The organism is Iodobacter ciconiae (genome assembly GCF_003952345.1).
In the GTDB taxonomy this organism is placed as follows: Bacteria; Pseudomonadota; Gammaproteobacteria; order Burkholderiales; family Chitinibacteraceae; genus Iodobacter; species Iodobacter ciconiae.
Map to the genome: position 1 here is coordinate 3589789 of NZ_CP034433.1, position 13648 is coordinate 3603436.

Annotated in this window: 9 protein-coding genes and 1 tRNA gene; 8 read left to right on the forward strand and 2 right to left on the reverse strand. The window is 48.0% G+C overall.

Going from position 1 to position 13648, the window contains the following annotated elements; translation table 11 throughout:
* Nucleotides 1-96 precede the first annotated feature (96 nt).
* Nucleotides 97-606 carry a lipocalin family protein gene (locus EJO50_RS15830; protein ID WP_125975774.1) on the reverse strand — a complete coding sequence of 170 codons (510 nt, stop codon included), beginning with the start codon at nt 604-606 and terminating at the stop codon, nt 97-99.
* A gap of 259 nt (nt 607-865) precedes the next feature.
* Between EJO50_RS15830 and EJO50_RS15835 the strand changes: the two genes are divergently transcribed.
* Together EJO50_RS15835 and pabC are read left to right on the forward strand one after the other, a co-directional pair.
* Complete coding sequence (locus EJO50_RS15835; RefSeq protein WP_125975776.1) at nt 866-2173, forward strand: aminodeoxychorismate synthase component I; 1308 nt, start codon at nt 866-868, stop codon at nt 2171-2173.
* 93 nt (nt 2174-2266) lie between these two features.
* Nucleotides 2267-3118, forward strand: coding sequence for an aminodeoxychorismate lyase (gene pabC / locus EJO50_RS15840; RefSeq protein WP_164521532.1), 852 nt, complete (start codon nt 2267-2269; stop codon nt 3116-3118).
* 90 nt (nt 3119-3208) lie between these two features.
* Here the strand turns inward: pabC and EJO50_RS15845 are convergent.
* Nucleotides 3209-3298, reverse strand: a tRNA-Ser gene (locus EJO50_RS15845).
* A gap of 107 nt (nt 3299-3405) precedes the next feature.
* Between EJO50_RS15845 and mltF the strand changes: the two genes are divergently transcribed.
* The 6 genes from mltF to EJO50_RS15880 all read left to right on the forward strand — a co-directional run bounded on the left by mltF (nt 3406) and on the right by EJO50_RS15880 (nt 13609).
* A complete protein-coding gene (mltF, locus tag EJO50_RS15850; protein ID WP_164521533.1) occupies nt 3406-4863 on the forward strand; it encodes a membrane-bound lytic murein transglycosylase MltF in 1458 nt (485 codons plus the stop codon).
* Nucleotides 4864-5017: 154 nt separating this feature from the next.
* Nucleotides 5018-6403, forward strand: coding sequence for a glutamate--tRNA ligase (gene gltX / locus EJO50_RS15855; protein WP_125975781.1), 1386 nt, complete (start codon nt 5018-5020; stop codon nt 6401-6403).
* Between the two features lie 320 nt (nt 6404-6723).
* Nucleotides 6724-8274, forward strand: coding sequence for a beta-N-acetylhexosaminidase (gene nagZ, locus EJO50_RS15860; RefSeq protein ID WP_125975783.1), 1551 nt, complete (start codon nt 6724-6726; stop codon nt 8272-8274).
* Nucleotides 8275-8782: 508 nt separating this feature from the next.
* Complete coding sequence (locus EJO50_RS15865; RefSeq protein WP_125975785.1) at nt 8783-9415, forward strand: PEP-CTERM sorting domain-containing protein; 633 nt, start codon at nt 8783-8785, stop codon at nt 9413-9415.
* Nucleotides 9416-10056: 641 nt separating this feature from the next.
* A complete protein-coding gene (locus EJO50_RS15875) occupies nt 10057-10602 on the forward strand; it encodes a DUF5610 domain-containing protein (protein ID WP_206434411.1) in 546 nt (181 codons plus the stop codon).
* 787 nt (nt 10603-11389) lie between these two features.
* Nucleotides 11390-13609, forward strand: a complete 2220-nt coding sequence (locus EJO50_RS15880; protein WP_125975787.1) for a DUF4214 domain-containing protein — start codon at nt 11390-11392, stop codon at nt 13607-13609.
* The last annotated feature ends 39 nt before the right edge of the window (nt 13610-13648 follow it).

Below are 13648 nucleotides of genomic sequence, written 5' to 3' on the forward strand. Positions count from 1 at the left end.
TTTTATAAGAAAAAGGCAGCTATTTACAAATCAGCAAGCTATCAGAGAATTGGGCAAAGTCGTATTAATCGGTAAACAGGCCGATCTCACTGGTGGTTAATTCTCGTGCTGTAATGTGTAATTAAGCTGGCTGATGTCAAAGCCCTGCTCTTTTGCAATGTCCAGGGCGGCGTCTAAATCTTGTTTACTGATTGACTGGCTGCGTGAGAGTAACCATAGATATTTACGATCCGGATTACCAACCAGCGCCCACTGGTATTCATCTCCTAAGCCAAAGACCCAGTAATCAGCAGAGAATGGCCAGAAAAAGCTGACTTTTAATTTGGCATTTCCGCTATCGGGGACAACACTGGCATGCCCTTTTGCTTCGGCAAAGCTGCCGTCTTGTTTGCGGCAACGATTGAGTACACCAATCTTATCGTCTCCCTGTTTAGTGTATTCCGCTGTGGTATCGGCAATGCACATGCGCTGAAAATACATGGGGAAACTGGCGATTTCGTACCAGCGGCCTAAATAACGGTTTAAATCCAGTGAGGAGACAGTTATGGGGGCTGCATAGGCTGTGCCGCTGATGATCAGGCTGAGAAGTAAGGCAGATAGGCGCATAATTGCCCCCTTTTTAGTCGTGAAATTTTCTACATTCTAGCAGTTTGCTACCCTGCCGTGATTTTGCATTACTGCATTGTGGGCATTGCATTGTGAGTGCTCTGAAATAGCCGTAAGCTATTTTTAAGTCATGCACTGTTTATGCAAACACTGACTTTTGTTTGCCGGATTGATGATCTGCCCGGGTATTTAATACGTCACTATCCCCTCTTTAAGTGATAAGGTATAAGGCTGCACTTGCCCTGTTAAAATACTAACTATGTTCTGTTTATCTCTAGCTCAAACTCCTGATTTATTAGCGCTGCATGCCAGCGATCCTGCCCGTTTTCCTGCCCTTGCCGAGACAGGCGGAGGGCAGCCGGGGTGGGATATCTTGTTTTCCCTGCCACGTGAAGTGCGTGTTTATGCGGAAGGGGATGCTTTTGTGAGTGATTTACGCAGCCTGCCCCTGGATACCCAGCTGCCCCGGCCGGAAGATCTGCCTGTTGATGCGCCCTTTGCAGGGGGCTGGTTTACTTATGCGGGCTATGAGCTGCTTTCTACGTTTGAGCCGCATGTTGCGCATCGCTCCGAGGCTGATTTTCCTGTTGCAGCGCTACTGCGCATTCCTGCTGCGGTGTTGCTTGAGCGCCCGTCTGGTCAAGCTTGGCTGGTGGCGGAAACACTGGAAGAGCTGGAAATGCTCGCTGAACGAGTTGCTCATACACCTGAATTTAATCCCGACTTGCCACAAATTGCATCAATTACTGAGGATGATCCAGCTGCCTTTTTACAAGGTGCACAGCGAGCTCTTATATATATAAGAGAAGGGGATGTTTTTCAGGTGAACTTATCCCGGGGCTGGGATGTGCAACTTGCTCAGGCTCTAAGCCCTGCAGAGTTATTTGCCAGCCTGCGTGTGCGTAATCCTGCGCCGTTTTCTACCCTGCTCGATTTAGGCTGCCATGGTGCCGTGGTTAGCTCGTCGCCTGAGCGCCTAGTTAAAGTGAAAGGCGATCTGGTTGAAACCAGGCCTATTGCTGGCACTCACCCCAGATCGCTTGATCCTATTGAAGACGCCGGACTTAAAGCACGGCTTTTGGCTACGCCCAAAGAGCGTGCCGAACATATTATGCTGGTTGATTTAGAGCGTAACGATCTGGGGCGCATTTGTACGGCGGGAACGGTGCAGGTGGACGAGCTGATGGCTGTGGCGACCTATGCTTTTGTTCATCATATCGAATCCAATGTATGTGGGCAGTTAAAGGCAGGGCAAACACCTGCAGATATCCTCAGGGCGTTATTTCCTGGCGGAACTATTACAGGTTGCCCCAAGGTTCGCTGCATGCAAATTATCAGGGAGCTGGAAGATCGGCCCCGTTATGCTTACACCGGCAGCCTGGGTTATATCAATCTGGATGGATCAATGGATCTTAATATTCTGATTCGTACTTTTTTACAAAGGCAGGACCAGCTTTATTTCAGGGCGGGCGCTGGTATTGTGATTGATTCAGATCCAGAGCGCGAGCTGCAAGAAACCCGGCATAAAGCACGTGGGCTGCTGCGTGCCCTGGGCGTGCAGGGATAAACTGCCAGGCGCAATTGGCCCGGCATCAGTATTTAGCAGGGAGGGCAGGACTCATCGTTTTGCCCTCCCTGTATTTATTCGGGAATGATAAAAATGAGATTGCTTAATGGCCAGCCCCAAAACCGTATCAGTATGGCTGATCGGGCGTTTCAATTTGGTGACGGGGTATTTCGTACCATGCGTTGCACTGGCGGGGCGATTGAGTTTTGGGCCAGACATTACTCACACTTAGAGCAAGACTGCGCTGCCTTGGGAATAGTTTGCCCAAGTGCTTCGATCTTGCTGGAAGACCTGAGTCGCCTTAGACCGGTTGATGCAGTACTTAAAATTATCATCACCCGGGGTGAAACTGCTCGTGGTTATAGCGTGCCGGATCAATTGCTGCCCAACAGGATTGTGCAGCTGGCGGCTTTGCCTGCGTACCCGGAGCAGTTGTATCAGCAGGGGGTGAAAGTGCGTGTTTGCAGCACGCAGGCGAGCTGGCAACCTGCTCTGGCTGGTGTTAAGCACTTGAATCGTCTGGAGAATGTTCTCGCTCGCCGGGAGTGGCATGACCCGGATATTTTTGAAGGGCTGATGCTGGATAGGGATGGTTTTGTAATTGAAGGGGTGATGAGCAATGTGTTGGTTTTAAGCGACAATATTTTGAGCACACCAAAACTTGAGCAAAGCGGGGTGAGCGGGGTGATGTGCGAGGTAATTTTTGATGCTGCGGTGCAGCATGGTTTGCAGGTGGAAAAACGAGCCTGGACGCTGGATGAGATCAAACAATCCGATGCGATCTGGCTCACAAATAGTTTAATGGGATTATTGCCAGTAAGTGATTTATGCGGACGGCATTTTCAATCACACGCCGCACAGCTGCTACTTTCCGGGGCACTTAAGCAGTTGCGCCAAAAGGAAAAGTTTGCGATTGTTGATCTGGCCGGTATGACGAAAGGGTAATTTTTCACAGCGCGGGATGGGAGGTAGGCCTTATATTGGCGCTCCCCAACGCAAAAACGGCAAGCCAGATGCTTGCCGTTTTTGATGATCTGGAGGAGAGAGGGGGATTCGAACCCCCGATACTCTTGCGAGTACGCCTGATTTCGAGTCAGGTACATTCAACCACTCTGCCACCTCTCCAAAGAGGAAAAGGATTCTAGCGCAATTTTTACCTAAGGCAAAGCTGTGTTTGTGCTCTTGGTGAAAAATAGTGCAGAATGCGACCGGTATCAACAAACGGGATGCGCATGAAACATTGGCTCATGGCTCTAGCAACAGTTGTTCTAACGGGTTGCGGCGATATGCCGGAACAATCTTCCAACCGGGTTCTTCCTTGGGCAGAATCACAAGAACTCGTCGTACTGGTACAAAACGGTCCGACTACACTCTATGTCGATGCCGAAGGCAATTACGCAGGCTTGGAGTACGATCTCGTTACTCGCTTTGCAGTAGCAAATGGGCTAAAAGTGCGTTTTATCGTAACCAGCAGCCATGCAGAGTTACTCTCCAGGCTGAAAGGGAATGAGGCTCACTTTGCCGTGGGTGTGCAAAAAGGTTTTGAAAGCGAAGGACTCGCATTTGGCCCCGCTTACCAGAGCATTGAACCGGTACTGATTTACCCTAGTAATAAAACGGCTGCCAGCGTTTTAGCTGAGCTAAGTGCAGGGAAAGCCAGTATCAGCACGCTGCCGCAATATGTGATGGCGCTCAATAAGTTAAAAGTAGATAAGCCTAATCTGACCTGGCAGACTGTTGAAGACGGTGATAGCGAAGATTTGATTGAACGCGTTGCAAACGGGCTGCTTAGTTATGCAATGGTTGATTCGCACGCTGCGGAGGTGGCCCAGAACTACTTCCCTAAAGTTGCTATTTCACGTGATATGGGATCGGTTCAGCAGCTTGCATGGGCTGCGCCTGAAGGCGATAGCGAGTTATTCACTCTGTTTGAAGGTTATTTTAGCAAAATGGCTCAAAACGGAGAGATGCGCAGCTTGCTTGACCGGTATTACGGGCACGTAAACCGCCTGGGTCAGGTTGATGCAATTGCATTTCTGGATAAGCGCAAAGTCATTTTGCCACGTTATAAAAAGTGGTTTAAAGAGGCTGAAACAAAAACGGGTCTGGATTGGCGCCTGGTTGCTGCATTGTCTTACCAGGAATCGATGTGGGATCCGGAAGCGGTTTCAATGTCGGGGGTGCGTGGCATGATGATGCTGACCAACGATACGGCAGAGCGCTTGGGCGTGAATCGCCTCGACCCCTATCAAAGTATCCAGGGTGGCGCGCGTTATATTCAGACTATGAAAGACAGCCTGGCCGAAAATATTACCGAGCCAGATCGCACCTGGCTGGCTTTAGCCGCTTATAACGTAGGATTGGGCCATTTGCTGGATGCTCGTGCCCTGGCCGTGAAGCTGGGCAAAAATCCGGATAGCTGGGTAGATGTGAAGACCACGCTGCCGCTTTTGCGTAATCCGCAATATTTCAAATCGGCTAAATATGGCTATGCCCGTGGTGGCGAGCCGGTGATTTTTGTTGAACGTTTGCGTACTTACTACGATATTCTGGTGCGCTTCGAGAGCCCTGTGCAAAGCACTGTGCCGGCGTTAAGTGAAAATATTGTGGTGCAAAACCCCAGTAATTTACCGTTGAATATCAATAACCGTGTGCTGGCAGCGAAACAGGTACGTACTGCCGCCTTGTAAAATGAAATGTACAAAGTGGCGGGTTTTACCCGCTATAGCCCACAGTCCCTCTTTTCTGAGGGGCAGGTGCGAATTTGCAGAGCAGGTGTAACCCGCCGCCGCCGCTAATCCGCTACAATATCGCCTTCCACGCATTATTCCCGGTAGCTTTTTTATGACTGTACGTACTCGTTTTGCTCCTAGTCCTACGGGGCTGTTACATATTGGCGGCGTGCGCACTGCGCTGTTTTCTTGGGCGCATGCACGCAAAAATGGCGGCAAATTTGTGCTGCGTATCGAAGACACCGATTTAGAGCGCTCAACACCAGAATCGGTTAAAGCGATTCTGGATGGCATGCATTGGGTAGGTATTGATTACGATGAAGGCCCGTTCTATCAGATGCAGCGCATGGATCGCTACCGTGAAGCAGTAAAGCAGCTATTAGCCAGCGGCCACGCCTACCCTTGCTATATGTCCAAAGAAGAGCTCGATGCCATGCGTGCAGAGCAGGAAGCTTTGGGTTTAAAAGCCAAATATGACCGCCGCTGGAGGCCTGAGGAAGGCAAGGTGCTACCTGAGCCGCCAGCTGGCGTGCAGCCGGTGTTGCGCTTCAGAACGCCACTGGATGGTGTGGTTGCCTGGGATGATCTGGTGAAAGGCCGGATCGAGATTGGCAATATCGAGCTGGACGATCTCATCATTGCCCGCCCGGATGGCACACCAACATATAATTTTTGCGTAGTAGTGGATGACTGGGATATGGGTATTACCCAGGTGATTCGTGGTGACGATCATGTCAACAACACGCCTCGCCAGATTCATATTTTTAACGCGCTGGGGGCGGCAGTACCGCAATTTGCCCACCTGCCGATGATTCACAATGATCAGGGCCAGAAGCTATCCAAGCGCCGCGATGCCGTGAGTGTAGTGGATTACGACAGCGCCGGTTATCTGCCGGAAGCCCTGCTCAACTACCTGGCCCGTTTAGGCTGGGGCCACGGTGATGACGAATGCTTCACCATGGCGCAGTTTGTAGAATGGTTTGATCTGAAAGACGTATCGGCCAGCCCCAGCCGCTTTGATAAAGAAAAACTGCTGTGGCTCAATGCCCAGCATATCAAGGCTGCAGATGCTGCCCGCCTTGCCGGCTTGGCAAAGCGTTTTCTGGACGAAAAAGGTCTTGATCTAAGCCATGGCCCGGCACTCGTTGATGTTGTCGCCCTACTGAAAGAGCGTGTGCAAACCATCGTAGAGCTAGCCACAGGGGCAGAATACTTTTACCAGCCACTGACGCCATCGGCGGAGATTGTGGCTAAGCATTTAAGTAGCGATGATCTGGCCCGCCTGAGCACCTTTGCCAGTGAAGCTGCCGCATTGGAAGTGTGGGATACCGCGAGCATTTCCGCCTTTATTAAAGAATTCTGCAAATCGCAGGGCGTAAAAATGGGCCAGGTAGGCATGCCACTGCGCGCCAAAGTGTGCGGCACCACGCATACGCCTTCGGTGGATGCGGTGCTGGCTTTGCTGGGTAAGGCTGAAGTATTAAAACGCCTGGCTTGAATGCCGGGTGATTTAAAAAAAGCCGAATGATTAATCGTTCGGCTTTTTTTACACTGAAGGTATTCCAGCGAGCGATCAGATGATTGCCAGCAGGGAGCGGCGGCTCACGGATAAAACAGGTTCTGAATTTAGCTATTGATTAAAAATGGGCTTTGAGTATTTTCAAACTTCAATGTCTTTTCTTATCGTTCATCGTGGCTTCGGAGTCTTTTGCCCACAGCTTTGCTTATCTTGTCAACATTACAAAGCGCGTAGGGCGGGCGAAACTCGTCGCATTATAATGGCGACGTACGATCTTATTTCTCCCCGGAGCATTGCCCATGCACGCCACTGAACTCTTACAATCGCTTACCCTTAGCCAGAAAATAGCCCAGTTGTTTATGGTGGGGTTTGATGGTCTTGTGCCTAATTTGCATATTGAAGAGATGCTTAGAGAGCACCAGATTGGCGGTGTTATTTTATTTCGCCGCAATGTTGAAACGCCTTCCCAGCTTGCCGCGCTGAATTTGCGTTTACAACAAATTAATGCGGAACAAAGCCAGGTGCCGCTCTTGATTGGTACAGATCAGGAAGGCGGCATGGTGATGCGGATCGAGCGTGGTGTTACACCTTTGCCTTCTGCCATGGCATTTAAAAGTGCGGGCAGCGAAGCTGGTTGTGAAGCGCTCACCAAGGTGGCTAATGCCGAGCTGAAATCGCTGGGAATAAATATCAATTTTGCTCCGGTACTGGATATTAATAATAATCCGCAAAACCCTGTGATTGGTGTGCGGGCTTATGGTGAAACAGTCAGCGAGGTTTGCCAGTACGGTTTGGCGGCTTTGCGGGGCATACAGGCTGCAGGAATGGCTGCAACTGGTAAGCATTTTCCAGGGCATGGTGATACTGCAGTGGATTCTCATCACAAGATGCCGGTAGTGGCTTACGATCGGGCCCGCTTAGATACCGTTGAGCTGGCCCCGTTTAGTGCCGCATTTGCTGCAGGGCTTGATGCGCTGATGACTGCACACGTTGCTTTTCCGGCAATTGAGCCCGATTCGGCAAAACCTGCAACCCTTTCCCATGCCACTCTCACTGGTTTATTAAGAGACGAGCTTAATTATCAGGGGGTAGTGATTACCGATTGCCTGGAAATGGATGCAATTGGTAAAAGCGTTGGAACCGTAGCAGGTGCCGTGTTGGCGATCAAAGCCGGTGCTGATATCGTTTTGATTTCGCATTCTCCTGCCAAACAGGCTGCCGCTTTGGCTGCTGTTTTACATGCTGTTAAAGCCGGTGAGATTCCGGCCGCACGGATTGATGAATCTGTGCTGCGTATCCTGGCTTTAAAACAGCGCTATCGGATGTCGGATTGGGCGAGCCTTGCGCCGTCTTTACTGGATTTTGAAGCATTGCAATTATCTGCACGCGTTCATCAGGCTGCGATTACTGGCCATGCTTTGCAATTAGATAAAAATAAACCTGTTTTTTTAATTAGTGCAGAAGTGCGTACTCACACTGAAATCGATGAAGTGGCACTCGGTAAAACACCGGAAGCACGTAATTCGCTGGCTCTGCCTTTGCGAGAGCTGGGTTATACGGTTAGCGAAGAGTGGATTGCTCTGCAGCCGGCAGCGGTAGAGTTAGGTGGGGTGTTGAGCCAGGCTGCGCATGCGGAGCAAATCGTTTTTGTATCTTATAACGCAAAATTATTTAAAGAACAGCAAGCACTGATTGCAGCCTTGCCACAGGAAAGGCTGTGGTTGATCGCCGGGCGCCTGCCCTATGATCTGGATCTTGCTCCTAAAGCTGCTGGCCGGTTGAGTTGTTGTTCTAATCGCCCGGCAGCTTTGCATGCTTTAGCTAAAAAATTGGCAACCACAGCTGTTTAGAGGAGTGTTCAGGCCGGCTTTGCCGGCCTGTTTTAAGGCGCAATTTTTTCAAATGGTTTTAGGGGGCATGGAGAGAGATTATCAAAATACTTTTTTTGTGAACTAAGGCACATCGTTATATTTTTAGCTAATACCAATTAATCTTTCAAATTTCAAAATTTTTCTTTCAATAAGTTTTTGCACCGCTGTTTCCATGCTTTTTGGGTGGAGCATGCCTCAAATTAACGTAATAAATTCACATTTTTTACATTGCACAACGTAATGTATACCGTTGTTTACTCTGTTTTTCTTAAATACCAGCAGCATAAATATCAAAGTTGTTGCCGGTTGATATGCCGCGTTGTTGCCAGTAAAAATATGTATCAGGCAAGTAGATTAATTTAATTTGAATTGGCCTGTTTTTGTTGATTGATTAATTTCAGATTTTTATTCTTAAAAATAATTTTATATATTTCATAAATGCAGCAGTATTTTTAAATAATGTATTTTAAAAATTTAAGGAATAGACATGAATATCAAGAAAAATACGGCTGCAATTATTATATTGCTTAGCCTGTTTAATTCGGCGCATGCGGTAAATGCTTATGTGGATCAGTTTATTAGTTTTAAGGACGCCTTAGGTATTAACGCTGTTGCATATGGCAATAACGGTACGCTGACAGCTCCTCCTCCTGAAGTGGTCAACCCTGATATTATCCTCGGTGTACCTACTGTTTCTCAATGGGTTTCAGTTCCTACCGATTACTCTGCTGTGTATGGCTTTAATGGGCAAAAAGCAACCGGTGGATTGGATATTTATTATGTGGATGCAGGGGCTTTATCAAATGTCAGCATTTGGGGAAAGTTAAATACTGCTGATGCCTGGACTCAAATTGGTTCAGTGACAGAAGGCGCGCCTTTGGGAAGCACTTATAATCCGGTGTCTTCATTCTTAAGCCTGGCTGGTACAGGTTTAAGCGGGGTAAGCCAGGTAATGATCCGTGGCACTGATGTGGCTGGCTGGTCTCCTGGTTTTGATTTAATGGGAATTCAAGGCAGGGGAATGTTGGCCTCTCCTGTGCCAGAGCCGGAAACATATGCATTAATGGGATTGGGTTTAATTGCCTTGCTGGTGAATCGTCGCAGGCAGGTTAATGCTTGATTGTTGCTTTTTAATAAAAAAAGGTCATTTATAAAATGGCCTTTTTTTTGAATTAAATTACGATATATCTGTCTGGCCTGTGGTTAATTGCAATTGCCAGATTTAAGGAAAAAACACCTAAAATAGAAATGAATAACTGCTTATGATTCACAACACCAAAACCCGCACATAGAATAAATAAATCAACGATGAGTTGTACTTTATCCAGTACTCGGTAAGAGAAAATATAAATGGGCAGATTAATAAGAAACAATATGTACCATACGACCGATGGGTGATGTAGTGCAGCAGAAATGCCAAACCTGTGGCCCTGCCTGTAAGCAGACCCGCCTGCTTAAAAAAACTGGATTGCCAGCGCCATTAATAATGCGCCGGTCAGTAAACCCTGGATGGCTTCGAGCAGGGCAATGAGATTGCATGGGCAGGGGCATATCAAATTACTGTAGTCAGAATTGGAACATCGTTGTGAATGCTATTTGAATAAACGAAAGGATATTGCAACTTTACATGCTTTGCGTTACGTCAAGTCGCCCCGAATTACGCCGTCAATCAGCAGGGGCAATATAATACTGAAGTTAAGTGGGTTTCCTGTCGATAATTTGTTGTGTCCCTTTATACACGCAATAAATAAGGAGCTTATCGTGGTTAACTCGGTTTCCCAATCTACCCCCGCCAGCAGTGTGGCCCAGACAAAAGATGTTAAAGAGGCGGTCCCCAAGCCGGAGCTGAATGAAGCCCGTATTCGGGCCCAGACAAATCAGCAGATTTTACAGGCCTCTTTACAAGTATCAATTAGCAGTGGTGATAAGCCAATGCAGCTCTTGTTTAGAACGGCCATTGATAAAATTAATGAAGTACTAAAGCCAGAATTTGGTGATGATGCAATTAAAAATGCATTAGGGCAGGATAATTCACCAGAAGGCACTGCCGGGCGGATTGTTGCCCTTTCCACTGGTTTTTATGAAGCTTTTGCCAAGCAAAGACCGGGGCAGGATCCGGAAAAAACTGCCGAAGAATTCACCAAGGTGATTCGCGGAGGGGTTGAGCGGGGGTTTAAAGAAGCCAGAGATATCCTTAAAAGCCTGCAGGTGCTTGATGGCACCATTGCCAGTAATATTGATAAAACCTACGATTTAGTACAGAAGGGGCTGGATGATTTTCTGGCAAGTAAAAAGGCCAAGGAGTAAGCACTCTTTCTAAGAGGGATTACCTTCATCATTAACAGCTGGCTTATGCCTGCGTTTATTTGTTGATATACCGCCTGATTCAGTTTTTTTGTTTAAACACAGATTACGCCGGTTTGTATAACAGGCAAATCAGTCGGCAACACCTGGTTGGTAAAATATTTTTTTATTCAGGTAGATGGGATTGGCCTTTGGCTCATCTCATCTTCTTCAGGGCAGCGCTTTCACTTTTTACAAAGAGCATAAACAGATGCGCTCTATTAATAAGCATTAGATTATTCTGTTTTTACCCATTTGCTATCGCCGTAGCAGCTGGTTTGCTTTGATTAAATACGCCCAATATTACTGATCTGCTGCCCTTGTTTTTGCCTCCGCTCTTCATTCGTGCCTCCTCTCTTTAATCTGCAATAACATCCATCCAGTACCCATGGAGTGATTTGTCTTTTCACAGAAGGCATATCAATGCGGATAAGTTTTTATTGTTCTGTCAAGCGTTGTGTTGATATGCCAAATGCATTGGCTGCATTTTTGCTTTAAAAAGCAAGGTGTAAATGAATGTAAGGTAGGGGTGATTTAAAAAGTTATTTAAAAACAACAGGATAAAAATTTTATTAATTTGTTGATCACCGTTTACCTCATAAGGCAATGTGAATTTGTGTTTTGTGCTTGCCGTCACATTTTTAAAAATAGCGGGGGAGAACAATGCATTTGTCGGGTGGCGGATCCATTATGGTAAAGCCCTGGCGTGAAGCTGGACGATAGCTTACATAAACTTTTTGGAGTTCGTAAAATGGCAACTGCAGCAGCATTAGCATTCGTGCAAAAACTCTATGTCGCTTACTATCAACGTCCAGCCGACTATGCTGGGCAGCAATACTGGGCAGAAAAATTTGATCAAGAAGGGGGTGCCTCGGCAATTGCCACTGCTTTTTCCGTCTCGCCAGAATCAGTTGCACTGTTTGGTTCTCAATCTTTGGGTGCACAAATTAATGCTGTATATCAGGCCGCTTTTGGCCGTGCAGCAGAAACCGCTGGTTTGCAATTCTATCTGAATGAAATTGGTGCTGGCCGTATGACTGTAGGCACGATGGCGGTTGCCGTGCTAAATGGCGCGCAGGGTGCGGATTTAACCACTTTGAATTCTAAACTGGCTGTTGCAGATGCTTACACAACTGCCGTTTCTGATGCTTCGGGCATCTTGAAATATGTTGGTGATGCCTCTGCCATCACGGCACGCACATTTATGGCAACGGTAACAACGGCCAATCAGGCTACGTCGACGGCTGCGATTCCAACCGAGGTTGCCAAGCTGGTTCTGCCTAGTGTTGTGACCAGCTTTGCCCTCACCGAAGGCATTGATGCCTTTGTTGGCGGGGCAGGAGGGGACAACTTTGTATCTACCAAAGTGGGTGGTTTTGGCCCGCTTGATTCACTTGATGGTGGTGCTGGCACAGACAGCTTAAGCGTTTCGGATACTGCCGCGATTTCTACATCAAGTAGCCAAGTGGTTAAAAACATTGAAACAGCCAGCTTGGTGTCCAGCCTTGGTGTGACAGCTGATGTTTCTGGCTGGACCGGCCTGACAAAACTGACAGTGCAGGGCGCGGGTAATATGAGCGTGACCGGTGCCACAAGCACTTCGGCTCTCTTGTTTAATTCTGGTGCAAATACCACAACGGTTGTAGGTACTGGTGGTGATTTGGTGATTACCGCGGGTACGGGGGCGGTCACTGTGGGCGGTACTGGCGTTGCGAATAATCTTTCTTCGGTTAGTGTGACAAATGGTACGAGTGTTGCAATTACTGATCGCAGCGGTACGGCAGCAGCTACAGGCAGCTCGCTAAAAACAGTATCGGTTACAGGTGCAACTGGCGGCTCAAGCATTACTGGTGACGGAGTCAGCACCCTTAATTTGTCAACACTCACAGCTGCAACTACTGTAAATAACGTGACATTAACTGCCGCCGCTGCAACTCGTAACCTGACCCTTAATTTGAATGGAGTAGATGAAGGCGCTGCAGGCACGGATGCGGGTACAACTGTTGTTACCGACGCTGAAGCCACATCGTTAACGATTAATGCAGTTACTTCAAAATCATTTGACGTGACTGCCGTGACGGCCAAGGCTGTGTCAGTGGCTGTGAAAGCAGATGTTGACTTACAAATGGATGCTTTGGGTAGTGCACTGGCAACCAAGTTGGATGTTTCGGGTGCCGGTCAATTTACTGCGGATACCTTAACTCTGACGAGCGGCGGGGTTATCACCAGCACCAGCACCGGAGGGGTCGTGTTAAAGAGCGCACTGGGTACAGCGCAGCAGTTTGCGGGCTCTGCATCTGCAGGTGCTGATTCGATCAGCCTTGCAGCTTCTACTGTTGTACATACAACAGGGGCAGGTAATGACACGGTTACCGCAACGCAATTTGGTATTGGTGGCAGTATTGATGCCGGTGCGGGTACTGATTCTCTTATTATGACTTCAGCAGATATTGTGGCTAACACGGTAACAACCCCCACAAAAGCGGCTTCGTTTACCAATTTTGAGACTCTGGTGGCTTCAAATGCACTCGCTACTGTTGATGTAACCAAGTTTGTGGGTGTCACGTCAGTGGCGGCGATGGGGGGAATTAACGCTGGTACGCTTACTTTGAATACTGGCAATACCGTGGCATTGGGGGCTAATTCCGCAGGTGCCATCGGTTTTACTGTGGGGGGAATATCTGCCAGCGATACGATGAACTTGAATATGAATGGCTGGGATTGTGCAGGCGCAGCAACGTTTACCGGTGTCGAGACGCTAAATATCAATACAGGTACTAATGTTGCTCTGGCATTTAATCCGGCCACTCCGACTGTTGTGCCGGTGTCTGTGGCTCCTGCTCAATTTACTAGTACATTAGTTATGAGTTCTTCCGCAGGTGCCCCTGGCGGTACGATTAATGTGAGCGGCGCAAGTGATATGAATTTCCTGGGGGCGTTACTGCAGCCAAAATCGATGCTTCTGCATTAACAGGTATTCTGACTGTAGCTGCTGCAGCAGCTAATGCGA

What these genes read in the sequence shown, in the direction of transcription:
- EJO50_RS15830 (WP_125975774.1), bottom strand. Translation starts at nt 606, where the DNA reads ATGCGCCTATCTGCCTTACTTCTCAGCCTGATCATCAGCGGCACAGCC.
- EJO50_RS15835 (WP_125975776.1), top strand. Translation starts at nt 866, where the DNA reads ATGTTCTGTTTATCTCTAGCTCAAACTCCTGATTTATTAGCGCTGCAT.
- pabC (WP_164521532.1), top strand. Translation starts at nt 2,267, where the DNA reads ATGAGATTGCTTAATGGCCAGCCCCAAAACCGTATCAGTATGGCTGAT.
- mltF (WP_164521533.1), top strand. Translation starts at nt 3,406, where the DNA reads ATGAAACATTGGCTCATGGCTCTAGCAACAGTTGTTCTAACGGGTTGC.
- gltX (WP_125975781.1), top strand. Translation starts at nt 5,018, where the DNA reads ATGACTGTACGTACTCGTTTTGCTCCTAGTCCTACGGGGCTGTTACAT.
- nagZ (WP_125975783.1), top strand. Translation starts at nt 6,724, where the DNA reads ATGCACGCCACTGAACTCTTACAATCGCTTACCCTTAGCCAGAAAATA.
- EJO50_RS15865 (WP_125975785.1), top strand. Translation starts at nt 8,783, where the DNA reads ATGAATATCAAGAAAAATACGGCTGCAATTATTATATTGCTTAGCCTG.
- EJO50_RS15880 (WP_125975787.1), top strand. Translation starts at nt 11,390, where the DNA reads ATGGCAACTGCAGCAGCATTAGCATTCGTGCAAAAACTCTATGTCGCT.